23 protein-coding genes and 1 pseudogene are annotated in these 21,629 nt (G+C 72.7%); 11 read left to right on the plus strand and 13 right to left on the minus strand.

The features are described 5' to 3' along the window. Positions 1 to 64 precede the first annotated feature (64 nt). A complete protein-coding gene (locus tag ACQEVZ_RS17095) occupies positions 65 to 730 on the plus strand; it encodes a pentapeptide repeat-containing protein (protein WP_433367483.1) in 666 nt (221 codons plus the stop codon). Positions 731 to 788: 58 nt separating this feature from the next. On the opposite strand, the gene ACQEVZ_RS17100 is transcribed toward ACQEVZ_RS17095, so the two are convergent. Both ACQEVZ_RS17100 and ACQEVZ_RS17105 read right to left on the minus strand, forming a co-directional pair. Then, entirely contained in the window at positions 789 to 1,199 is a 411-nt protein-coding gene (locus ACQEVZ_RS17100; protein ID WP_344503067.1) for a RidA family protein, read from the minus strand. Positions 1,200 to 1,215: 16 nt separating this feature from the next. Beyond that, positions 1,216 to 1,641 carry an ester cyclase gene (locus ACQEVZ_RS17105; protein WP_433367487.1) on the minus strand — a complete coding sequence of 142 codons (426 nt, stop codon included), beginning with the start codon at positions 1,639 to 1,641 and terminating at the stop codon, positions 1,216 to 1,218. 47 nt (positions 1,642 to 1,688) lie between these two features. On the opposite strand from ACQEVZ_RS17105, the gene mug reads away from it, so the two are divergent. Then, the gene (gene mug / locus ACQEVZ_RS17110) at positions 1,689 to 2,258 is read left to right on the plus strand and encodes a G/U mismatch-specific DNA glycosylase (RefSeq protein WP_433367490.1); all 570 of its coding nucleotides are present in this window, start codon (positions 1,689 to 1,691) and stop codon (positions 2,256 to 2,258) included. Here mug and ACQEVZ_RS17115 read toward each other — a convergent pair whose 3' ends face one another. The 4 genes and pseudogenes from ACQEVZ_RS17115 to ACQEVZ_RS17130 form a co-directional block, all read right to left on the minus strand. Beyond that, positions 2,259 to 2,645, minus strand: a complete 387-nt coding sequence (locus tag ACQEVZ_RS17115; RefSeq protein WP_433367493.1) for a RidA family protein — start codon at positions 2,643 to 2,645, stop codon at positions 2,259 to 2,261. A gap of 397 nt (positions 2,646 to 3,042) precedes the next feature. Further along, positions 3,043 to 3,246, minus strand: a pseudogene (locus tag ACQEVZ_RS17120) (hypothetical protein); the annotation flags it as partial. A gap of 921 nt (positions 3,247 to 4,167) precedes the next feature. Next, on the minus strand, positions 4,168 to 5,193 hold the full coding sequence (locus tag ACQEVZ_RS17125) for an S-adenosylmethionine:tRNA ribosyltransferase-isomerase (protein ID WP_433367496.1): 1,026 nt from the start codon (positions 5,191 to 5,193) through the stop codon (positions 4,168 to 4,170). Then, on the minus strand, positions 5,190 to 5,849 hold the full coding sequence (locus ACQEVZ_RS17130; protein WP_344503072.1) for an SDR family NAD(P)-dependent oxidoreductase: 660 nt from the start codon (positions 5,847 to 5,849) through the stop codon (positions 5,190 to 5,192). Before ACQEVZ_RS17130 ends, ACQEVZ_RS17125 begins: the two co-directional genes overlap by 4 nt. A gap of 125 nt (positions 5,850 to 5,974) precedes the next feature. On the opposite strand from ACQEVZ_RS17130, the gene ACQEVZ_RS17135 reads away from it, so the two are divergent. Together ACQEVZ_RS17135 and ACQEVZ_RS17140 are read left to right on the plus strand one after the other, a co-directional pair. Further along, on the plus strand, positions 5,975 to 7,474 hold the full coding sequence (locus tag ACQEVZ_RS17135; RefSeq protein WP_433367500.1) for a GAF domain-containing protein: 1,500 nt from the start codon (positions 5,975 to 5,977) through the stop codon (positions 7,472 to 7,474). Further along, the gene (locus ACQEVZ_RS17140; protein WP_344503074.1) at positions 7,464 to 8,087 is read left to right on the plus strand and encodes a response regulator transcription factor; all 624 of its coding nucleotides are present in this window, start codon (positions 7,464 to 7,466) and stop codon (positions 8,085 to 8,087) included. The genes ACQEVZ_RS17135 and ACQEVZ_RS17140 overlap by 11 nt, the downstream gene beginning before the upstream one ends. Here the strand turns inward: ACQEVZ_RS17140 and ACQEVZ_RS17145 are convergent. Next, a complete protein-coding gene (locus tag ACQEVZ_RS17145; protein ID WP_433367503.1) occupies positions 8,084 to 9,517 on the minus strand; it encodes an aspartate aminotransferase family protein in 1,434 nt (477 codons plus the stop codon). The genes ACQEVZ_RS17140 and ACQEVZ_RS17145 overlap by 4 nt on opposite strands. A gap of 87 nt (positions 9,518 to 9,604) precedes the next feature. Between ACQEVZ_RS17145 and ACQEVZ_RS17150 the strand changes: the two genes are divergently transcribed. Then, positions 9,605 to 10,492 carry a LysR family transcriptional regulator gene (locus tag ACQEVZ_RS17150; RefSeq protein ID WP_433367506.1) on the plus strand — a complete coding sequence of 296 codons (888 nt, stop codon included), beginning with the start codon at positions 9,605 to 9,607 and terminating at the stop codon, positions 10,490 to 10,492. Between the two features lie 10 nt (positions 10,493 to 10,502). Here ACQEVZ_RS17150 and ACQEVZ_RS17155 read toward each other — a convergent pair whose 3' ends face one another. The 3 genes from ACQEVZ_RS17155 to ACQEVZ_RS17165 form a co-directional block, all read right to left on the minus strand. Then, the gene (locus ACQEVZ_RS17155) at positions 10,503 to 11,342 is read right to left on the minus strand and encodes a DUF1028 domain-containing protein (RefSeq protein WP_354888305.1); all 840 of its coding nucleotides are present in this window, start codon (positions 11,340 to 11,342) and stop codon (positions 10,503 to 10,505) included. Positions 11,343 to 11,494: 152 nt separating this feature from the next. Continuing rightward, positions 11,495 to 12,049: a hypothetical protein gene (locus tag ACQEVZ_RS17160; protein ID WP_344503078.1), complete on the minus strand. Its 555-nt coding sequence runs from the start codon at positions 12,047 to 12,049 to the stop codon at positions 11,495 to 11,497. Beyond that, positions 12,046 to 12,873 carry a TetR/AcrR family transcriptional regulator gene (locus ACQEVZ_RS17165; RefSeq protein ID WP_344503080.1) on the minus strand — a complete coding sequence of 276 codons (828 nt, stop codon included), beginning with the start codon at positions 12,871 to 12,873 and terminating at the stop codon, positions 12,046 to 12,048. The genes ACQEVZ_RS17160 and ACQEVZ_RS17165 overlap by 4 nt, the downstream gene beginning before the upstream one ends. Before the next feature lie 49 nt (positions 12,874 to 12,922). On the opposite strand from ACQEVZ_RS17165, the gene ACQEVZ_RS17170 reads away from it, so the two are divergent. The 5 genes from ACQEVZ_RS17170 (at position 12,923) to ACQEVZ_RS17190 (ending at position 16,550) form a co-directional block, all read left to right on the plus strand. Next, a complete protein-coding gene (locus ACQEVZ_RS17170) occupies positions 12,923 to 14,413 on the plus strand; it encodes an MFS transporter (RefSeq protein ID WP_344503081.1) in 1,491 nt (496 codons plus the stop codon). Positions 14,414 to 14,994: 581 nt separating this feature from the next. After that, positions 14,995 to 15,165 carry a hypothetical protein gene (locus ACQEVZ_RS17175; protein ID WP_433367512.1) on the plus strand — a complete coding sequence of 57 codons (171 nt, stop codon included), beginning with the start codon at positions 14,995 to 14,997 and terminating at the stop codon, positions 15,163 to 15,165. Between the two features lie 265 nt (positions 15,166 to 15,430). Next, a complete protein-coding gene (locus ACQEVZ_RS17180) occupies positions 15,431 to 15,910 on the plus strand; it encodes a phage holin family protein (RefSeq protein WP_433367515.1) in 480 nt (159 codons plus the stop codon). Then, entirely contained in the window at positions 15,907 to 16,293 is a 387-nt protein-coding gene (locus ACQEVZ_RS17185; RefSeq protein ID WP_433367518.1) for a DUF3618 domain-containing protein, read from the plus strand. Before ACQEVZ_RS17180 ends, ACQEVZ_RS17185 begins: the two co-directional genes overlap by 4 nt. Beyond that, complete coding sequence (locus tag ACQEVZ_RS17190) at positions 16,290 to 16,550, plus strand: DUF4235 domain-containing protein (protein WP_344503084.1); 261 nt, start codon at positions 16,290 to 16,292, stop codon at positions 16,548 to 16,550. Before ACQEVZ_RS17185 ends, ACQEVZ_RS17190 begins: the two co-directional genes overlap by 4 nt. Positions 16,551 to 16,971: 421 nt before the next feature. Here ACQEVZ_RS17190 and xylB read toward each other — a convergent pair whose 3' ends face one another. The 3 genes from xylB to ACQEVZ_RS17205 form a co-directional block, all read right to left on the minus strand. Beyond that, complete coding sequence (gene xylB, locus ACQEVZ_RS17195; RefSeq protein WP_344503085.1) at positions 16,972 to 18,384, minus strand: xylulokinase; 1,413 nt, start codon at positions 18,382 to 18,384, stop codon at positions 16,972 to 16,974. A gap of 4 nt (positions 18,385 to 18,388) precedes the next feature. Next, positions 18,389 to 19,549 (minus strand): xylose isomerase, encoded by a 1,161-nt coding sequence (gene xylA, locus ACQEVZ_RS17200; protein ID WP_344503086.1) that lies wholly within the window; start codon positions 19,547 to 19,549, stop codon positions 18,389 to 18,391. A 133-nt stretch (positions 19,550 to 19,682) separates the two neighbouring features. Then, a complete protein-coding gene (locus ACQEVZ_RS17205; protein ID WP_433367524.1) occupies positions 19,683 to 20,912 on the minus strand; it encodes an ROK family protein in 1,230 nt (409 codons plus the stop codon). Positions 20,913 to 21,137: 225 nt separating this feature from the next. Between ACQEVZ_RS17205 and ACQEVZ_RS17210 the strand changes: the two genes are divergently transcribed. After that, a complete protein-coding gene (locus ACQEVZ_RS17210; RefSeq protein WP_344503088.1) occupies positions 21,138 to 21,593 on the plus strand; it encodes an RrF2 family transcriptional regulator in 456 nt (151 codons plus the stop codon). Positions 21,594 to 21,629: the final 36 nt, after the last annotated feature.

Here is a 21,629-nt window from a genome sequence, read left to right on the forward strand (position 1 = left end):
TTTTCCGCTCCGCGGGTTCCGCGATTCTCGGCGGATCGTCACTTCTGCCACTACCGTCACACGTATGCCCTCTCGTTTTGCGTTCACGGCGCCCGCCGCGCCCCGGCCGCCGAAGGCGCTGGAGCTGGCGACCGTCGACGAGGACGACCTCCACGACGAGGCCTCCTACCGCGGGATCGGCTTCTACGACCTGGACCTGACCGCCCGCTCGGCCAAGGGCGCCGAGTTCGACCAGTGCCGCTTCAACCACGCCGACCTGAGCGAGTCCTCCCTGGTCAAGGTGTCGTTGACCGACTGCCTGGTCGAGAGCAGCGACTTCGCCAACGTGCACGGCGACCAGTCGACCCTGCTGCGGGTGGCGGTCAGGGACTCGCGGCTGACCGGCCTGCACTGGCTCGACGGCGTGCTGCGCGACGTCACGCTCAGCGACTGCCGGATCGACCTGTCGGTGTTCCGCGCCACCCGGTTCGCCACCGTCCTCTTCGAGGACTGCAACCTGACCGGCGCCGACTTCACCGGCGCCGACCTGACCGGTGCGGCCTTCGCCCGCTGCGACCTGACCGGCGCCCAGTTCTCCGGCGCGAGCATGGACGGCACCCGGCTGACCGACTGCGTCCTGTCCGGCGTGGGCGGCGTGACCAGCTTCGCGGGCGCCACGATCAGCACCGGCGACCTGGTCACGCTGTCACGCGCCCTGGCCGCGGCGCTGAGCATCACCATCTCGGACTAGCTCTCTTGGCCCTCTCGCCGGTCGTCTTCGCGTGCTGGGCGCTTTCAGCTGGGCGCTTTCAGCTGGGCCAGCCGAGGTTGCCGCCCTTCCGGCGGCGGGCGGTCACCTCGATCTCGATCCGCATCCGGGGGTCGGACAGCCCGCACACCTGCATCGTCGCCGCTGGGCGCACGTCGCCGAGCCACTCGCGCAGCACCGGCCAGCAGGGCTCGAAGTCGGCGGCGTCCGGCAGCAGGTACCGCACCCGCACCACGTCCCCGACACCCGCCCCGGCCTCCCGCAGCGCCGCGTCGATGTTCACCCAGCACTGCCGCGCCTGCGCCACAACGTCGTCGGAGATCGTCATCGACGAGTAGTCGAACCCCGTCGTCCCCGACACGTGCACCCAGTCACCGTCCACGACCGCCCGGGAGTACCCGATCTCCCGCTCGAACGTCGACCCGCTGGAGATCAACCGCCGCTCACTCATGCCGCACACGCTAGCGTCAGATGACACCGAGCTGCCGCATCACGTCCACCTCGTCCGACATGACCCAGATCTCAGTGATCTTCCCGTCCTCCACGGTCAGGATGTCGGTCACCCGGATCTTCAACTGCCGCCCGGTCGCCTCCACCCGCCCGAGCGGCGTGTCGTACGGCCCCACATGCCGCACATGCATGAAGAACCCGATCACCAGCCGCCCGGCGGTCTCCACCCGATGCACCAGCTCGGTCCGCCGATCCGCGAACGCCACCTGCAACACCCGCGCCCGTTCCGCAAGCGCCTCAGCGCTCGTCGGGCTGCCGTTCACCGGCACCGGATCGGCATACCACTTCCTGAAGTCGTCGGCGGCATCGGTACGACTCCCGACAGGCTGATCCCACAGCGCCAGCACCGCATCGAGGTCGACAGCTTTCGAAGAGTTCTCCACCCCGCCACTCTGCCCGCCCCGAACGCCCCGCTGGCATCCTTGTCCGCATGGCGTCGACATTGAACCGACCCGACCGGCCGAGCCGTGCAGACCTGACCGCCGCGGCGGACAAGGTCCTCCCGGACGTCATCGCACCCGGCCTCGACGTCCTGCTCTGCGGCATCAACCCAGGCCTCTGGTCCGCCGCCACCGGCCACCACTTCGCCCGCCCCGGCAACCGCTTCTGGCCCGCCCTGCACCTCGGCGGCTTCACCCCTCGCCAGCTACGCCCCGACGAGCAGCGCCTGCTCCCCGGCTACGGCCTGGGCATCACCAACCTGGCCGCCCGCGCCACCGCCCGCGCCGACGAACTGACCCGCGAGGAGCTCACCACCGGCGGCGCGATCCTCCGCGACAAGGTCGAACGCTTCGCCCCGAGGTGGCTCGCCGTCCTCGGCGTCACCGCCTTCCGCACCGCCTTCGGCGCCGCACGGGTCCAGGTCGGCCCCCAGGCCCAGCACTTCGCCGGCGCCCGCCTGTGGATCCTGCCCAACCCCAGCGGCCTGAACGCCCACTTCACCCTCGACAAGCTCACCACCGAGTTCGCCCGCCTCCACGACGTGGTGACCTCGGGCTGATCACGCGGCGGCGACGACTTCGATCTCCACCAGCCAGTTGGTGTCGAGGGTCTGCGCGACGATCGCCGTCGTCGGAACAACCCGGCCACCGAGCGCCGCGACCCGAGCAGCCGCGTTGGCCTCCGCGTACGCCGCATCACGGAGGTAGCTGGTCAGCCGCACGATGTTGTCGACGGTCATCTGAGCCGACGCCAGAATCGCGCGGATGTTGCCCCAGACGAGGTCGAGCTGCTCAGCAAGCGTGGCGCCGGGCACTCCCGCGGCGTCCAGCCCCATCGTGCCCGCCACGAACAGCAGCCGCTCCGCCCCCCGCACCTCGATGGCGTGCACATAATCGCCGGTCGCCGGGTACACACCGTCTGCAGGATTACGGGCGATCATGTCCATCGAAGGATGGTAACTGCCCACACTGGGTGCAACTCTCCGCACTTCGAGCGGCCTGAACGCCCACTTCACCCTCGACAAGCTCGCCACCGAGTTCGCCACCCTGCACCGGTCCGTCACCGCCGGCCCGACCTCCTCCGACGCGCCCCCGCCCCACCGCCCGCCCCGCCAAACCTGACACCCCGCCCCGACCGCACCCGACACCAACCCACCCGCTGCCCTGTCGCCCCCACCCCCACCGCACCTGAACGCCAACCCGCCCGCTGCTTTACGGACCCGTCCCCACGCTCCGGCCCCTCCCGCTCCCCCTGACCAACCCTCACTCGGCCACCCGCAGCGTCACTCGGCTGCCCGCAGCGTTCACTGACCAGAGCCGTCGCTCGCCCGCCACCCACACGTCTCACAACGCCGACCCCACTTCCCCGACAGGCCCCTCAAACCTGGCAGCCCGCTCCCGCAGCAACTGTCCGAACAACCCACTCGGCTGCCCACAGTCCGCACAGACGAAGTTGTCGTCCAGTCGCGCCCCACCACAGTGATCACAGGCCCCCCGATCCCGCGGGTCCTGATACGAAACCAACGCCTCCACAAACGCCCGCGCCACCCCCGGCGACAGCCGCACAACGGCATCGCCGACCTTCACCTCAACACCACCCGCTCCACGCCCCGACACACCACCGCCACCCCCGCCATTACCGGCCCCCTCACCATGCCCACTCTTCCCGCCGTAGCCATCCTCCCCGCCGTAGCCACCCTCCCCGCGGTGCCTGCCGAAACCGCCGTCCTCCCTGTGCCCGCCATTGCCACCGTCCCCGCCGTAGCCACCATCCCCGCCATTGCCACCGTCCCCACGGTGCCCCTCAAGGCCACGGTCGCTGCCACGATCCACGTGCCCGCTGTGACCACTGTCCTCGCCGTAGCCACCGTCCTCGCTGTGCCTGCCGTAGCCACCGTCCCCACGGTGCCCGTCATAGCCCCGGCCGCTGCCATGACCACCGTGGCCGCCGTCGGACGGCGCGTCGAACACCGCGATCCTGCGAGCGAACTCCTCCACCGCAGCCGCAACCTCACCGACCGTCGCGCCCGACCACCGCACCGTCATCCAGCGACCCTAACCCGCACCCCGGTCCCACAGCACCAGGTCCACGCCACCCAGCGCCACGACATACCCACCCACCGCGCCGTTTCCGACCCACCCGCGCTGCCCCGACCTGCCCCGACCCACCCGCGCCTCTCCAACCCGCCCCACGCTGCCCGACTTACCCCACCGCTCCGACCCACCCCGCGCCGCTCCGACCCGCCCACGCAGTCCGACCCGCCCACGCAGTCCGACCCACCCCGCCGCTCCGACCACCGCTCTGACCCACTCGCGCCCTCCGACCCACCCCCGCTGCTCCAGCCACACCGCGCCGAGCCGACGCCGGGCTCCAGGTCGGCGCCGCATTGCCGCCACCGGGACCCGCCGTACGTCCGCGCCGCAGCGACGTCGTGTCTCTTTTCATCGCAGCAGGACGTCGTGTCTCCTTCATCGCAGCAGGAGGTTGACGTCGCCGAACTCGTGCCAGAGGTAGCCGGCGCGGACCGCTTCGGCGTAGCAGCGGGCGAGCAGGTCGCGGTCGACGACTGCGGCGAGCAGGTCCAGGTGCGATGCCTTCGGCTCGTGCAGGCCGGTGAGCAGACCGTCGACCGCACGAACACCGCGGGCGGGCGTGACGATGAGGTCGGTCCAGCCCTCGCCAGCGGCGACCCGGCCGTCCTCGCCGGCGACCGTCTCCAGGGCGCGGACGGCCGTGGTGCCGACGGCGACGACCCTGCCGCCCGCGGCCCGTGTCTCGTTGACGAGCCGCGCCGTGCCTGGCGGCACGCGGAACCACTCCGGATACGGCCGCTCGTGCGCCTCAGGCGACGCCACCCCCGTGTGTAAGACCAGTGGCGCGATCTGCACGCCTGCCGAGACGAGCCTGGTCACCACCCGGTCGGTGAACGGCCGCGCCGCGCTCGGCATCTCGGCGCTGCCCGGCTGGGTCGCGAACACCGTCTGATACGCCTCGATCGGCCATTGGCGCCGCACGTAGGGGTAGCGGATCGGCTGCCCGTGCCGATGCAGGAAGTCGATGACGGAGGTGCGGGTCTTGACGGAGGCGAACCACAGCCTGCCCCGCGAGTAAGGCTCCTCCAGCGTGACGGTGCCGCCGCCGGGCAGTCGCAGCGGGCCGGGCTGCCCCGGGCGCCGGCCGAGGTCGTCGGCGCCGCGGACCTCGACCAGCCACCGCCCGTCGGCGAGCTCGGTCGAGAAGTGGACCCGCAGCGGCGCACCCGCGACCGGCACCGACGCGGGCAGCGTGCCGGACGTGTTGACGACCAGCAGGTCGCCGGCACGCAGCAGGCCGGGCAGGTCGGTGAAGCGGTGGTGCGACACCGTGCTCCCCTGGCCGTGCAGCAGCCGCACACCGTCTCGAGGAGTGCCGCGCGCCTCGGGTGGCTCGTGCGCTTCGAGCTCGGGCGGCAGCTCGAAGTCCATGCCGGGTGCGGCGAGCTCGGCGGCCGTCACAGCCGGACCCTCCCCGACTCGGGGCGCGTGGTGACGAGGTCGACGAACGCCGGGGCCACCGTCTCTGGCAGCGGACGGTCGCTGATGTCCTCGCCGGGGAACGCCTCGGCATGCATCTGGGTGCGCAGGTCTCCCGGGTCGACCCACCAGACGCGCAGGTTGGGCTCCTCGGTGGCGAGCACGTTGCTTGCCTGCTCGGCGGCGGCCTTGGCCGCTCCATAACCGCCCCACCCCGCATACGCCTCGACCGCGGCGTCGGACGTGATGGTGACGACCGCGCCGTCGGCCTTGCGCAGCGCGGGCAGCGCGAGCTGGGTCAGGGCGAGGGGCGCGACGACGTTGACCTCGAAGACTTCGCGCAGCGTCTCGAGTGGATAGTCGGCCAAAGGCGGCTGCGGGCTGGGGCCGAGAATGCCTGCGTTGTTGACGAGCAGGTCGACCCGGCCGGTGGCGAGCGCCGCCTCGACGAGTGCGGCCCGGTGCGCGGGGTCGGTGACGTCGCCGGGCACCCGGATCACCTCGGCGGGCAGCGCATCCGACGGTGTGTCCGCCAGGGTGCGGCCGTCGGCGACGACGGTCCAGCCGGCCTTGATCAGGGCGGTGCTGAGCGCTTGTCCGAGCCCCCGGGAGGCGCCGGTGATGATGGCAGTTGGCATGTCACCGACGCTATGCAGCGCCGCGGCCGGCGACATCGGGCATCGGACGGGCTCTGGTCCCGGTCTTTCGACCTAGGTCCATGAGCCGAGGCGGAGAGCGCGCCGACGTCGGTACTGTCGAAGCCATGAGCACCTACGACCGCGATGAGCTCCGCGAGGTGAGCGCTGCGGTTCTCGCCGTCACCGCGCACCTGTCGGTCCGCGAGGTGCTCCAGACGATCGTCTCCGCCGCCCGGCGGCTCCTGGACGCCGAGTATGCGGCGCTCGGCATCCCCGACGGCCAAGGCTCGTTCCGCGAGTTTCTCGCCGACGGGCTGTCCGACGACCAGTGGCGGGCGATCGGGCCGATCCCCCGCCACCACGGGCTGCTCGGCGCGATGCTCCACGACCCGAACCCGGTCCGCTCGGCGGACATCCGCACGCATCCCCAGTTCGAGGGCTGGCCGGCCGCGCACCCGGTGATGTCCGACTTCCTCGGCATGCCGATCGTCGACGGCGACGAGATCCTCGGCGAGATCTTCCTGGCCAACAAGCGTTGCCTTCCACGGTTCGGTGGTTTCGACGCCCGCGACGAGGAGCTGCTGCGCCTGCTCGCCGCGCACGCGGCCATCGCGATCGTCAACGCGCGGCTGTATGAGCGCAGCCGTGAGCTGTCCATCGTGGAGGAGCGGCAACGGATCGCACGGGAGCTGCACGACGCGGTGACGCAGAAGCTGTTCAGCCTCCGGCTCACCACCGACGCGGCGGCCGCGCTGGTGGCCCGCGACCCGCAGCGGGCTCTCGCCGAGCTGGAAACCGTGCGCCGGCTCGCCGCGGACGCGACCGCCGAGCTCAAGGCCATCGTGGTCGGTCTGCGCCCCGCCGACCTCGACGGCGACGGGCTCGCGGCGGCGCTCCAGCGGCAGGCAGAGCTGCTCGACCGGGTCCACACCGCGAGGATCCGGTTCACCGGCGACCAGCTGCCGAAGTTGTCCGGGGAGCGTCAGGAGGCGGCGTACCGGGTTGCCCAGGAAGCCCTGCACAACGCACTGCGCCACGGCGACCCCCGCCACGTGGACATCCACCTGCGCCGCTCCGGCCGCGGCTTCGTCCTGCGCATCACGGACGACGGCGCGGGCTTCGACAGCGGCTCCGGCACAGGCAGATCGCCCGGCGCAAGCAGAGCAGCCGACGCAGGCAGTGCCACCGAGACAGGCAGAGCAGCCGGCGCAGGCAGTGCCACCGAGACAGGCAGAGCAGCCGACGCGAGCAGAGCAGCCGACACAGACAGAGCAGTCAGCGCGGGTGGATCAGTCAGCGCAGGCAGAGCGGTCGACGCGGGCAGAGCAGTCAGCGCAGGCAGAGCGGTCGACGCGGGCGGAGCAGTCAGCACAGGCAGAGCGGTCGACGCGGGCAGAGCAGTCAGCACAGGCAGAGCAGTCGGCGCTGGTGCTGATGCCGGCAAGGGGGCTGGCGTGGCCAGGTCTGGCAACGGCGGCGGCTCCACCGCGGGCGCCGGCGCTCAGCGCCGGCTCGGGCTCGCGTCGATGCGGGAGCGGGCCCGCAGCGTGGGCGGCAGGTTGACGGTGTCGTCCGAGCCGGGGGCCGGCACGACGGTCACCATGGAGGTGCCCGGTGGCTGCTGATCCGATCAGGGTGCTTGTGGTCGACGACCATCCGGTGGTGCGGCAGGGGTTGCGGACGTTCCTCGATCTGCAGGACGACATCGTGGTGGTCGGTGAGGCGCAGGACAGCGCGTCGTGCGTTGCCGCGGCGGCTGAGACGTCGCCTGACGTGGTGCTGCTGGACCTGAAGATGCCCGGTGGTGACGGGGTCGAGGCGCTGCCTGGGCTGCGTGGGGTGAAGGTGCTCGTCATCACCAGCTTCACCGACCCGTCGGCGGTGCTGCCGGCGATCCGGGCCGGGGCGGCGGGATACGTGTACAAGGACATCGACCCGCCGGCGCTCGCCTCGGCGATCCGGGCCGTCCACGCCGGGCACGTGCTGCTGCATCCAGAGGTCGCGCGGCTGCTGGCGGACAGCGGACCGGCGCCGGAGCTGGCGCACCTGACCGCCCGGGAGCGGGAGGTGCTCGCCGAGATGGCCCGTGGCCGGTCCAACCGGGAGATCGCTCGCGTCCTCGGGCTGGCGGAGAAGACGGTGAAGACCCACGTGAGCGCCATCCTCACGAAGCTCGGCGTGCAGGACCGCACTCAGGCCGCCCTGTACGCCGTCCGCTCCGGCCTGGATGGTGCCTAATGCTGCGCGGTGTCGCCGATCGCCTGGTCCAGTATCTCCAGGCCCTGGTCGATCTCCTCGTCGGTGCTGGTCAGTGGCGGCGCGATCCGGAAGGTTCCGCCCATCCCGGGCAGCTGCACCACGTTGACGTGCAGGCCGAGCTCCAGGCAGCGCCGGGTCACGGCGGCGCCGATGCGGTCCGCGCCGGCGCCCTCGTCCTTCAGCTCGATGCCCTGCAGGAGTCCCCGCCCGCGGACGTCGGCGACGACCGGGTGGCGGCGCTGGATGTCCAGGAGCCCGTTGCGCAGGCGGGTGCCGAGGGTCGCGGCGCGGAGGTCGAACTGGTCGCGTTCGAGGACGTCGAGGACGGTGTTGCCGACGGCGGCGACGAGCGGGTCGGAGACGTGGGTGGTGTAGAAGAGGTAGCCGCGGTCGTGGGCGCGTTCCTCGATCTCGGCGCTGGTGAGCACCGCCGCGAGGGGCAGCCCCGCGCCGAGCGTCTTGGACAGGGTGAGGATGTCGGGGACGACGCCGTCGCGTTGGAAGGCGTACCAGGTGCCGGTGCGGCACAGGCCGGTCTGCGCCTCGTCGAGGATCAGCAGCATCCCCCGCTCGCGGCACTTGCGGTGCAGCGCGGCGAAGTAGCCGAGCGGTGGTTCGATGACGCCGCCGGAGCTGAGGATCGGCTCGACGAGGCAGGCGGCGAGGCTGCCGACGGACTGGGCGTCGACGAGGTCGAAGGCGACGTCCAGCTGCCGGCGCCAGTCGTGGGAGCCGTCCGGCGTGGTGAAGTCCGGCCGGTACGCGTTCGGTGTCGGGATGGCGATGTTGCCGGGGGCGTTCGGTCCGTAGCCCTTGCGGCCGGCGCTGTAGGTCGCGGCGGCGGCGGCCTGCGTCATGCCGTGCCAGGACTTGGCGAAGGAGACGATCTCGTGGCCGCCGGTGACGAGCTTCGCCATGCGGACGGCGGCCTCGTTGGCCTCGGCGCCGGTGGTCAGGAGGAGCACCTTGTCCAGGGGTCCGCCGCTGACCGACGCGCCCGGCAGCCCCGACGCCCCGGCCGACGACCCGTCCAGCAGCACCGTGCCCCCGGCAGTCAAACCGTCCGACAACGCCGAGACGCCAGCGGGCGAGCCGTCCAGCAGCGCTGAGGCGGCGGCTTTTTCGACGGAGGCGGCGAGGCGGCGGCTGAGTTCGACGACCGGGCGGGACAGCATGCCGCTGAAGAGGTGGTCGAGCGTGCCGACCTGGCGGCGCACGGTGGCGACGATGTCCGGGTGGGAGTGGCCCAGGATGGCGCTCATCTGGCCCGAGGTGAAGTCGAGGATCGGGCGACCGCTCTCGGTGTAGACGTAGCTGCCTTCGGCTCGGTCGATGATTTCCGGCGTGAACGTTCCGCCGTACCGGATGACATGCCGCCGCACGTCCTGCCAGAAGTCGTCGTCGCTCATGGGTCGACGGTAGGCGCGCGCATTGTCAGGCTCCAGCGCATCATTCCGCACATACTGTTCGGGACCACCGGACAACAGGAGGCCGGCGTGCTGGATCCGTGGCGGTTGCGGCTGCTCACGCTGCTGGAGAGCCTGGGCACGGTGCGGGCGGTGGCCGAGGCGGCGCGGTTGAGCCCGTCGAACGTGTCCGAGCAGCTGGCCGTGCTCGAGCGGGAGGCCGGCGCCGAGCTGTTCGAGCGCGCGGGGCGCCGGTTGCGGCTCACGCCGGCGGGGGCGGCGCTGGCCCGGCACGCGCGGGTGATCCTCGACCAGATGGGCGCTGCGCACGAGGAGCTGGCCGCGTTCGACGCCGTGGAGGGTGGGCTGGCCGGACGGGTCCGGCTGGGCGCGTTCACGAGTGCGCTCAACACGTTCGTCCTCGGCGCGGTGCGGGACCTCGGACGGGACCATCCCCGGCTACGGGTCACGGTGTGGGAGCTGGACCCGGCCGAGAGCGTGGCGGCCCTGCAGCGCGGCGAGTGCGACGTCGTGGTCACGGCCGACCTCGGCTCCGGCGACGCCGCGATCGTGCCGGACGTCGTCCACACCGTCCTCGCCACCGACGAGATCATGCTGGTCACGGCGGGGCCGAGCCGCGGGACGGTGGACCTGGCCGACTTCGCGCGGCACCCGTGGAGCGTCGAGCTGCCGGGCACGTGGACGTTCGACCTCGTGACGACGGCCTGCCGGCGGGCGGGGTTCGAGCCCGAGATCGTGGGCTGCTTCGCCTCCTACGGTCCGCTGCTGGCGCACGTCGAGGCGGGCCTGTCGGTGACGCTGCTGCCTGAGCTCGCCGTCGATCCGCGGTACCGGGTGGCCGCGCGGCCGGTCCGCGACCCGATGCGGCGCCGGATCACCGCCGCCGTCCGGCGCAGCTCCGCGGCGCGGCCCTCGGTCGCGACGGTCGTCGAGAGCCTCCGCCGCGCCGCCTCCTGACAAAAGACCCCTACGGACGATCCTGTGAAGGTGAGGACGACGGGGAACCGGCACGCAGGTGGGCCAGGACGAGCGGGTCGATGGCGTCGTCGACGAGGCGCTCCTCCAGGTTCTCCACGCCGGCCCAGCCGGCCAGGTCGGCGAAGCCCAGCGCCGCCAGCCGCTCCGCCACCTCGGCGGCCAGCTCGCCCGTCAGCGGCAGCAGCGTCGCCGGGTCCGGCTTCTGGAAGTACAGCTCCCACAGGCCGATCAGGGTGCCCAGCCGCGTGACCGGGTCGGGGTCGTCGTCGACGCGCAGGTCGACCTCGACGTCGCTGAGGCCGCCGTACCCGGCACCGCGCCGGACGACGAACAATGCCGCGCTCTGCCGGCCGCGACTGTCGCCGCCGGCCCGGTCCCCCGCGGCGAGCGCCGCGTGCAGCCGCCGGGCGAGCGGGGCGGCCGGGTCGGCGAGCCAGGCGGCCTCCATGTCGCGGACGACGTCGGCGCCGGTGAGGATGTTGCCCTGGATCGCGTACCCGTCGCCGGCCACGCCACCGGCCCACGGGAAGCACTCGTCGCCGGTGAACGTGGCCCCGTCCCCGGACCGGCCGACCACCCCGAGCTGCCGGGACGCGCGGCCCGGGTCGGCGGCGGTGAGCCCGGCGACGGTGTCGGCGGCCGTCGTGCCGGTGCCGAGCAGCGCCAGGCCCTGCACGCGGTACGCCAGGTTCGCGAACGACTGTGTGGCCAGCGCCCCGACGTCGGCCCGGGCGGCGGGGACGGCCGCGCCGACGGCGAGGAACTTGCTGGCCACGGCGACACCGAGGGACTGCCCGTCAGCGGACCGGCCGACGATCGAGAACGTCATGGCGCACACCGTAACGGAACCGGCAAGACCCCGGCCCGATCGCACCTCGAACGGCGCCGTGAGCCGGACTGACAACCGGCCCGCCCGGCCACGAACCGCCGTACATGCGGAAAAACCGCAAGCAGAACGGCATGGCGGTCCGCAGCACACGCTCAGGTCGGCAGCGCGCCCGGCGGCTGGGAGAGGCAGACGAAGGGCCCCCGCACCCCGGCGCTGAAGCGCTCCGCCGCCCGCAGCGCCACCTCGACCCGCCGCTGCGGCGCCATCCGGGAGCCGGCGGTCGCGAAGAGCGCCCCGAGGGCGATCTCGTCGCCGACGCCCACCGCCGCATACCCGTCGGCGGCCTCGGCGACCTGGTAGTCGTCGTGGACGGTGAACAGCCGCCCCTTCACGCCGACGAGGAAGGTGCCGCCCTCCTCGCGCTCGCTGTCCCGGCGGGCCCATCCGCCGGCCTTCAGCGCCTCGCGGACGGAGTCGATGAAGCGCGTCGCCATGAACCGCTCGATGTCGCCGACCGGTTTCGGCGGCTTCAGCGCATACCGGATGAGCTGCCCCATCCGGAACGAGGTGGTGAACCCGAAGAGGTAGCCGTTGTTGTGGAACACCTTGCTGTCGGCGCGGACGGTGAGGCTCCACCCCGAAGCGCCCGCGCTGTCGCCGCCGATGTACACGGTGCCCGAGTGCACCAGCCCCACGATCGCCGTCATTTCCCGCCCCCGCCCACGAAACCCGAGACCCGAGACGACTCAACCACACGCCCGGTGGCGTGCCGCGCGAGGCCGTCCACCATGAGGTCGATCGCGAACGCGAACCGCTCGTCGCCGCTCCCCTCGGTCATCGTCGGCGCCATCGCGACCAGGTTGGGGAAGCGATCCACCGGCAGTGACGCGTAGTAGTCCCGGATCTGCGCGAGGTACGGCGCGGCGTCCGCCTCCGACTGCCGGCCGTGGCTGACGTGGATCGAGGTCTCGACGGCGTCGGCGACGATCACCAGCGACATCTGGTCCATGCCCCACGCGGCGACCTTGTCGGGGATGCCGGCGCCGCGGAGGACGGCGAGCATCGCCTCGGTGTAGCGCAACGAGTTGGGCCCCACGGGGATGTTGGCCCGGGCGACCTTGACGAGGTCGCGGTGGGCGAGGAACACCGCCCGGCTGTCCCAGCAGCTGCGCTTCACGACCGCCGCCCAATCGCCGGACGCGTCGAGCACCGGCAGCGGGATCTCGCCGACGACCCGGTCGAGCAGCTGCTCCAGCAGCTCATCCTTGTTGGCGAAATACGCATACAGCGAGGCCGGTCCGGTCCCGAGATCCTGCGCCACCCGCCGCATGCTCAGCGCGTCGAGCCCGTCCCGGTCGACGAGCCGCAGCGCGGTCTCGATCACCGCCTCCGCGCTCAGCGGCTGCCGCGCCGCAGGCGCCTTCCGCCGGGTCCGCCAGGGCGGCGCCGGCACCGCCGATCCGTGCAGAGCGCTGGTCTCCACCACGGCGCTGGACGAGGGCACGGCACTGGAATCGGGGACGGATGGCACCCGCCAATCGTACTTGACACGAACAGTGTTCGCGAGTAGAACGGTGTTCGTGAACAACGAACAGCGTTCGAAAACGTACCGCTGGCGCTGGGCGGTCCTCGCCGTGGTCCTCGCCGCCGAGGTCATGGACCTTCTCGACGCCACGATCATCGCCATCGCCGGCCCGTCCATACGCGCCGATCTGGTGGGCCCCGAGGGCGGCACCGCCTTCCTGCAGTGGCTCGCCGCCGGCTACACCCTCGCGTTCGCCGTCGGCCTGGTCACCGGCGGCAGACTCGGCGACATCTTCGGCCGCCGCCGCATGTTCCTCGCTGGTGCCGCCGGATTCACCCTGATGTCGCTGCTGTGCGCCATCGCGCCCGGCCCGGCGTCGCTCGTGGTGTGCAGGATCCTGCAGGGCCTCGCCGGCGCCGTCCTCATCCCGCAGGGCCTGGGGCTGATCAAGGCGGCGTTCCCGCCGGAGCAGATCGGCGCGGCGTTCGGCGCGTTCGGCCCCGTGATGGGCCTGTCCGCAGTCTGCGGCCCGATCCTCGCCGGCGTCCTCGTCGACGCCGACCTGTTCGGCACCGGCTGGCGGATGATCTTCCTCATCAACCTGCCCGTCGGCGTCGCGGCGCTGATCGGCGCCTGGCTGGTGCTGCCGCGGCCCACCCCCGGCGACGAGGCGAAGCTCCGGCTCGACCTGACCGGCACGGTCCTGCTCAGCGCGTCCTTACTGCTGCTCGTCTTCCCGCTGGTGCAGGGGCGCGAGCTCGGCTGGCCCTGGTGGGCCTGGGCGATGATGGCGCTGGCCGTTCCCATGTTCTGGGTGTTTCAGCGGTACCAGCAGCGCCTGCACCGCGAGGGACGCAGCCCGCTCATCGAGCCCAGCCTGCTGGCCAAGCAACGGTTCACGGCCGGCCTGCTCGTCGGCCTGATCTTCTTCGCCGGCCTGATGGGCCTCACCCTCATCCTCAGCATCTATCTGCAGCTGGGCCTCGGCTTCTCGCCGCTGCGCGCGGGTCTCACCCAATCGCCGTGGGCGTTCGGCACGGCCGTCGGCGCGGTGGCGGGGCACGTGCTCAGCGCCAAGCTCGGCGGCCGGCGGCTCCTGGTCGGCGGCACCGCCGTGCTGGCCGCGGGGGTGGTCGCGCTGCTGGTCACCCTGACGGTCACCGACGGTCCGGTGTCGTCCGTGGCGCTGCTGCCTTCGCTGCTGGTGCTGGGCGTCGGCATGGGCTGCTCGATGGCGCCGTACTTCGACATCGTCCTGGCCGCCGTCGACGAGCACGAGGTCGGTTCGGCGTCCGGCACCCTGACCGCCGCCCAGCAGGTCGGCGGCGCGATCGGCGTGGCCGCGCTCGGCACGGCGTTCTTCGCCTGGGCGGGCGGCGACTTCGACTCGGGGCTGCGGCAGGTGCTGTGGCTGGAGCTCGGCCTGCTGGCGCTCGCCGCGGGCCTGTCGTTCCTCCTGCCCGCCCGCGCCCGGCCCGAGACCCCTGACCACATCGAGCCCGAGGCGCTCACCCAAGCCCGGCCGGATGCGCCAGCCCACACCTAGCCGGAGACGCCAGCTGACCCAGGCCATCGGCGGCGGGCAGGTCCCCACACTGAGCCGGAGGCGCCGGCCCTCACCCGGTCCGAGGCGGCCTGCCCACGCCCAGTCCGAGGCGCCTGCCGACGACCGGCCCTCGTCCGGAGGGGGCAGCGCGGTGACCTCGGACAGGGTCTCCCCGCCCGTCCAGAGGCGGGCGGGGCGGTGGCGTGACGTGGGTTAACCCAGGGCATTCACGGGAGAGTCGGAGCTGCGGCAGGTGCCGTGGCTGGAGCTCAGGCTGCTGGCACTCGCCGCGGGCCTGTCGTTCCTCCTGCCCGCCCGCGCCCGGCCCGAGACGCCGGACCACACGCAGCCCGAGGGTTCCCCACACTTAGCCGGAGGCGCCGGCCCACGCCCGACCGGAGGCGCCGGCTGGCCCAGGCCATCGGCGGCGGGCAGGTCCCCCGCACGTCGCCGGAGGCGCCAGCCACGCCCGGCCCGAACGGCCTGCCCTCACCCGGCCCGAGTCTGGAGGCGGCGGGCGCGACGGCCTCGGGCCGGGGCTCCCCACCCGGTCCGGGAGGCGGGCACGGAGGTGGCGTGACGTGGGTAACCCCGACATTCACGGGGACATCTGGGGACTGCGGCGGGTGCTGTGGCTGGAGCTCGGGCTGCCGGCACTCGCCGCGGACCTGTCGTTCTTCCTGCCGGCCCACGCCCGGCCCGAGATGCCGGCTGGCCCAGGACATCGGCGGCGGGCAAGGCCCCGCACTTAGCCGGAGGCGCCGGACCACGCCCACATCCGGTCCGAGACGCCGGCCTACACCCGGCTGGAGGCGCATGCCTCACCCGCACCGAGCGGGCTGCCTCACCCGGTCCGAGGCGCCCGCCCACGCCCTGCCTGAGCGGCCTGCTCATCGTCCGGAGGGGCGGCGTGGCGACCTCGGACAGGGGCTCCCCGTCCGGTCCGGGAGGTGGCGTGACGTGGGTTAACCCGGGCGTTCGCGGGGAAACACGTACATGCGGGCGAGAGGAGAAGCCATGACGTACACCGTGAACGACCGGCCGGCCACCGCGCCGCGCGTGCAACCCCCGACCATCGCGGGGACTGCCACCTCGGCAACGGACCACCGCTCGACGGCGGACCTGGTCAAGCTTGCCGCCGAACAGATCTCCACCCTGGTGCGGGACGAGCTGAAGCTGGCCCAGGTCGAGCTGGCGCAGAAGGGCAAGCGGGCCGGGATGGGTGTCGGCATGTTCGGTGGAGCCGGCCTCGTCGCGCTCTACGGCGTGGGTGCCGTCCTCGCCGCCGTCATCATCGCTCTCGCCGCGGTCATTCCGGCGTGGCTGTCGGCTCTGCTGGTCGGTGTGGTCCTGCTGGCCGTCGCCGGGGTCCTCGCGCTGCTCGGCAAGTCGCAGGTGAGCAAGGCAGGGTCGCCGGTGCCGCAGGACGCGGTCGCCAGCGTCAAGGCAGACATCGACACGATCACGCACTCCGTGAAGAACGGGGGGCACCGATGACCGCGACGCACTCGAAGAACAGTCACAACGGGCACGCCCCCACCGATCCCGAGGCGCTCCGGCAGGAGATCGCCCGGACCCGGGCGGGGCTGGGTGAGACCGTCGAGGCCCTCGCGGCCAAGGCCGACGTGAAGTCCCGCGCGCAGGACGCCGTCTCCACCTCCGTGAACGCGGCGAAGCTGCGGATGCGGGAGGGTGTGGAGCAGGTCGCGGTCAACGCCGCGTACGCCAGTCGCGAGCTGCGGACCAACCCTCGCCTGACGCTGGAGCTCACGCTGCAGCGGATGGTCCAGTCGGTCCGGGATCGCCCCGCGCCGTGGGTGGTGGCGTCCGGGCTGCTCATCCTGGCCGCGCTGGTCGGTTACCGGAAGGGGAACGAGTGAACAAGGTCCTGTACAAGCCGTTCAGCATCGCGTTCAGCGTGGCCGGCGGCGTCGCGGCGGGGATCGTGTTCAAGCAGATCTGGAAGCGGCTCTCCGGTGAGGACGAGGCACCGCAGGCGACCTCGCGGGACTACGGCTGGGGCGAGGTGCTCGCCGCGGCCGCGCTGCAGGGCGCGATCTTCGCCGTCGTGAAGGCCGCGATCGACCGCGGGGGCGCGGCGGGCGTACGGCGCCTCACCGGCGACTGGCCCGATTGAACCAGCGACCGAACCGGCGACTGCCGCGATCGAAGAAGCATGCGTGAGAAGGGTCTCCCCCGGGCGGGGAGGCCCTTCTTCGTGTCCACCGTCCGGAGGACACGAAGAGGCCGGCAACGCACGCACTCCCGTCCTCGAACCGTCCCGCGCAACACGAGCGGCCCAGAGTCTGTCCTGCAAGCGTGATCCAGCGCCGGCACCGCACGAGGGAGCGGTGCCGGTGCGCGGGAGTCCGGTGCCGGGCCGTTCGGGCGGACGGTCCGGCACCGGAACCCCAGACACGCGGCACCACCGGTCCGGCGGGTCGGGCAGGAAGACACAGGGCCGGCCAGACGCGCGGCTCGGGCCGGGACGCCCCAACAAACCGTCCCGGCCCGCCTCCCCATCGGGTGCCTCACCAAACACCCGCGGGCAGTACCGCTTACCGCAGCAGCGCCTGAGCCCGGTCCCGGACGTCGGCGTACACCTTCCGGGTCTCCGCCGACTGCGGCGCCGGTGCATCGGCCGAGGCCGCTCCCGGAACACGCCAGGCGGGCGGCTCCGCGCCCCCGTCCAGCACCCACGCCGCCTGCCGGGCGGCTCCCAGCGCGACGTACTCCCCCGGATCCGGCACGCCGACCGGCACCCCGAACAGCGCGGGAGCGACCTCCCGTACCGCCGCCGACGCCGCCGCGCCTCCGATGAGCAGGACCCGCTCCACCGGCACGCCCAGGGCGCGCACCGCGTCGATGCCGTCGGCGAGCCCGCAGAGCATCCCCTCGACCGCGGCCCGGGCCAGGTTCGCCGGGGTCGCGTTGCCGCGGGTGATGCCGTTGAGCAGGCCACGGGCGTCGGGCAGGTTCGGGGTGCGTTCGCCGTCGAGGTAGGGCAGCAGCGTCAGCCCGCCCGCCCCCGGCGCCGCCGAGAGGGCCAGCCGGTCCAATGTGGACAGGTCGACCCCGAGCAGCGCGGCGGCGGTCGACAGGACCCGGGCCGCGTTGAGGGTCGCGACGAGCGGCAGGTGCCGGCCGGTCGCGTCGGCGAACCCGGCGACCGTCCCGCTGACGTCGGTGACCGGCCGCTCCGACACCCCGAAGACGGTGCCCGAGGTGCCCAGCGACACGACCACGTCGCCCGGGCGCAGTCCGAGCCCGAGCGCCGCGGCCATGTTGTCGCCGGTGCCCGGCGCAAGAAGAGCACCGGCGACCGTCTCACCCACCACCTCGGCCGGCCCGGCGACCCGCGGCACGGCCAGTTCCCTGCCGAACGCGAGTTGCAGGAGCCGCATCTGGTACGAGCCGTCCGCCGGCGACCAGTACCCCGTCCCGGACGCGTCACCGCGGTCGGTCGTCGGGCTACCCGCACCGCGGTCGGCGCGCAGCAGGTCGGTGATCCAGTCGTGCGGCAGCAGGACGCTCGCCGCGCGGGCGGCGTTGTCCGGCTCGTGCTCGGCGACCCACCGCAGCTTCGTGACGGTGAAGCTGGCGACCGGCACGAGCCCCGTCGCGGCGGCCCAGTCGGCGGCCCCGCCCGGCAGCTCGGCGATCAGGTCGGTGGCGGCCGCCGCAGACCTGGTGTCGTTCCACAGCAAGGCGTCGCGGACGACGTCGCCGGCCTCGTCGAGCAGCACCATGCCGTGCTGCTGCCCGCCGACGCCGATCGCCTTGACGTCGTCGAGGAGTCCGTCGCCGGTCGCCTCGCCGAACGCCCGCCACCAGTGGGCCGGGTCGACCTCGGTCGCGTCGGGGTGCCCGGCGCGACCTTCCCGCACGACCTCACCGGTGTCGGCGTCGCAGACGAGCACCTTCGTCGACTGCGTGGACGTGTCGACGCCCGCCACGAGACGTCGGGTCATGCCGTCATGACCTGACGCCCAGCAGGTGCTCCATCGCCAGCTGGTCAAGGTACTCGAACGCGCCGCCACGGGCGGCGAGCTTGTCGACGTCGAACTCCTCGGCCCGCAGCGACTCGATCGTCTCGCCCTCGCCGAGGGTCGGCTCGTAGAGCTCGTTGACCCGCGCCGCCTCGAGCGCCGCCGCGACCTCCGGGTCCGCCCGGAACGACCCGACCCGCTCCTTGAGGATCAGGTAGTTGCGCATGCAGGCCCGCGCGGTCTCCCACACGCCGTCGTAGTCCTCGGTGCGCGGCGGCTTGTAGTCGAAGTGGCGGTAGCCGGTGTAGCCGCCGGTCTCCAGCACGTCGACGGTCCAGAACGCGCCGCGCAGGTTGCCGGCGCCGAAGCGCAGGTCCTGGTCGAAGCGGGGACCGTGCTGGCCGTTGAGGTCGATGTGGAAGAGCTTGCCGTGCCAGAGCGCCTGGGCGATGCCGTGGGCGAAGTTGAGCCCGGCCATCTCCTCGTGCCCGACCTCGGGGTTGAGGCCCACCCGGTCCGGCTCGTCGAGCGTGGAGATCAGCGCGAGGGCGTGACCGATCGTCGGCAGCAGGATGTCACCGCGGGGCTCGTTGGGCTTCGGCTCGAGAGCGAAGCGGATGTCGTAGCCCTGGTCGCGCACATACGCGCAGAGGAGGTTGAGCCCTTCGCGGTACCGGTCGAGCGCCGCCGACACGTCCTTGGCCCCACCGGACTCGGCGCCCTCGCGGCCGCCCCACAGCACGTAGGTCTCGGCGCCGAGCTCGGCCGCGAGATCGATGTTGCGCAGCACCTTCTTGATCGCGAACCGGCGGACCGCGCGGTCGTTGGACGTGAACCCGCCGTCCTTGAAGATCGGGTGGCTGAAGAGGTTCGTGGTGACCATCTCGACCCGGATGCCGGTCGCCTTGAGCGCGTCCTTGAACCGGTTGATCAGGTGGTCGCGGGTCGCGTCGTCGCTGCCGAACGGGAACAGGTCGTCGTCGTGGAACGTGACGGCCGCGGCGCCGAGGTCGGACAGGCGGTGCACGGCCTCGACCGAGTCGAGCGGCGCCCGGGTCGGCCCGCCGAAGACGTCCTGCGCCTGCCAGCCGACGGTCCACAGCCCGAACGAGAACTTGTCGTCACGGGTGGGCTGGTAATCGTTCATTCGCTACCTCTTAGCGGGGGTGTTCGTTGGCGGACGCCTTGCACCCTACGCCGCCGGACGGGGTTAGTTCAATAACAGAACTAACCTGTTTCAGACGTCTCCCACTATCCCTTTTTTCGGGTTTTACCGCGTTTCAGGCCCGAAAGACGACTCTGTAGTACGTCTCCGAGTGCTGCAACGCGAGCAGCACCGCGCCCCGCACCTCGGCGTCCGGGCCCAGCACCGAGGCGCGGATCTCGACGCCGCGCAGCGCCGGTGCCAGGGCGTGCCGGGCCACGGCGGCCCGCAGGGGGTCCAGCAGCAGGTCGCCGATCGGGGCGAGACCGCCGCCGACGACGACGACCGCCGGGTTGTACGCGTTGATCAGCCATGACGCGGCCAGGCCCAGGTGCGCGCCGACCTCGGCGATCACCGACGCGGCCAGGGCGTCGCCCGCGCGGGCCGCCGCGGTCACGTCGCGCGCGTCGAACGTCTCCAGGTCCGCCAGGCTCGACGTCGCGCCGTCCCTCAGCGCCCGCCGCACGGCCCGGACGATCGCCGGGCCGGACGCGACCGTCTCCAGGCAGCCGACGTTGCCGCAGTTGCAGGGCTCCTCGTTGCCGGGGACGGCGTTGTGGCCGATCTCGCCGGCCGTGCCGCCGACGCCGTGAAACACCCGGCCGTCGGACAGGACGCCGGCGGAGAGGCCGGTCCCGGCGTACAGCAGCGCCAGATCGCCGACGCGGCCGCCGGCACCCTCCAGGTTCTCGGCGACGGCGGCGGCCTGGCCCGCGTTGTGCACGTAGACGGGGGCGCCGAGCTCGGCGGCGAGGATGTCGCGGACCGGCACGTCACGCCAGCCGAGGTTGGGCGCGAGCAGGCAGACGCCGGTGTGGAAGTCGGTGAGCCCGGGCAGCACCGCGCCGACCGCCGCCAGCCGGGCCGACGGCAGCGCCGTGCTCTCGATCGCGGCGCGCGCCTCGGCCGCCACCATCCGCAGCGCCTCCGCGGGCGCCACCCCGCCTCCTGTCGCGGTTGCGGCGTCGGTACCGGCCGCGAGCGCAGTCGGAGTAGGAAACTCCCGCCGGGCGATCTCCTCCCCCGCGGCGTCGCCGATCGCGACCGTGGTGCGCCGGGCGCCGATGTGGGCGCCGACCACCAGCTGGGAGCGGGCGTTGAACTCCAGCAGGATCGGCGGGCGCCCGCCGCTCACCGCGGTCGACCCCGGCCCGATCTCGCGGACCAGCCCGTCGGCGATGAGCTCGTCGACGATCGCCGACACCGTCGGCTTCGCGAGGGTCGTCGACCTGGCGATGCTCGCGCGGGAGACCGGCCCGCCCTCCTTGACCAGTGCCAGCACCAGCGAACGGTTGACCTCGCGCATCACGTTGTGATCGGCACCGCGGCGGGGCTCGGGTGAGCGCTCACCCACACGTTCGTCTGGTCGCATAATCCGACAACGCTACCCCGGCGATCACCCGGAGGCGCGCACCCTACATTGGTATCGGACATTCCCCACCGGCTAGCTCCACAAAAGCTGGCCCCGCGGCAGGCTCCGACGGCCCGTCGCGGGCACGGCGACACTCTCTGCGGGAAGGCAGTCTCAGTCATGCACATCTCGGCACGCGGCGACTACGCGGTGCGCGCCTCGCTCGGCCTGGCGGCCGCCTACCCCGCGGTCGTCTCGGCCGCCGGCCTCGCCGACGAGCAGGAGATGCCACGAAAGTTTCTCGAGGCCGTCCTCGGGGACCTGCGCCGGGCCGGCCTCGTCCGCGGCCAGCGCGGCGTCGACGGCGGGTACGTGCTGACCCGCCAGCCATCGGAGATCATGGTCGGTGACGTGCTCCGCGCCGTCGACGGCCCCCTGGCCGAGGTCCGTGGCGTGCGGCCCGAGGAGGCCATGTACTCGGGCACCGCCGAGCACCTGCAGCAGCTGTGGGTCGCGGTCCGCGCCGCCGTCCGCAACGTCCTCGACGAGGTCAGCCTCGCCGACGTCGTCCGCGGCCGGATGCCCGCCCACATCAGGCGGCTCACCACCCCGCCGCAGGCCTGGCAGCCGCGCTGAAACTCCTGAACAGCGGGTGAGCGGCGGGTTCCCGCC

The organism is Dactylosporangium sp. CA-152071 (genome assembly GCF_050936335.1).
In the GTDB taxonomy this organism is placed as follows: Bacteria; Actinomycetota; Actinomycetes; order Mycobacteriales; family Micromonosporaceae; genus Dactylosporangium; species Dactylosporangium maewongense.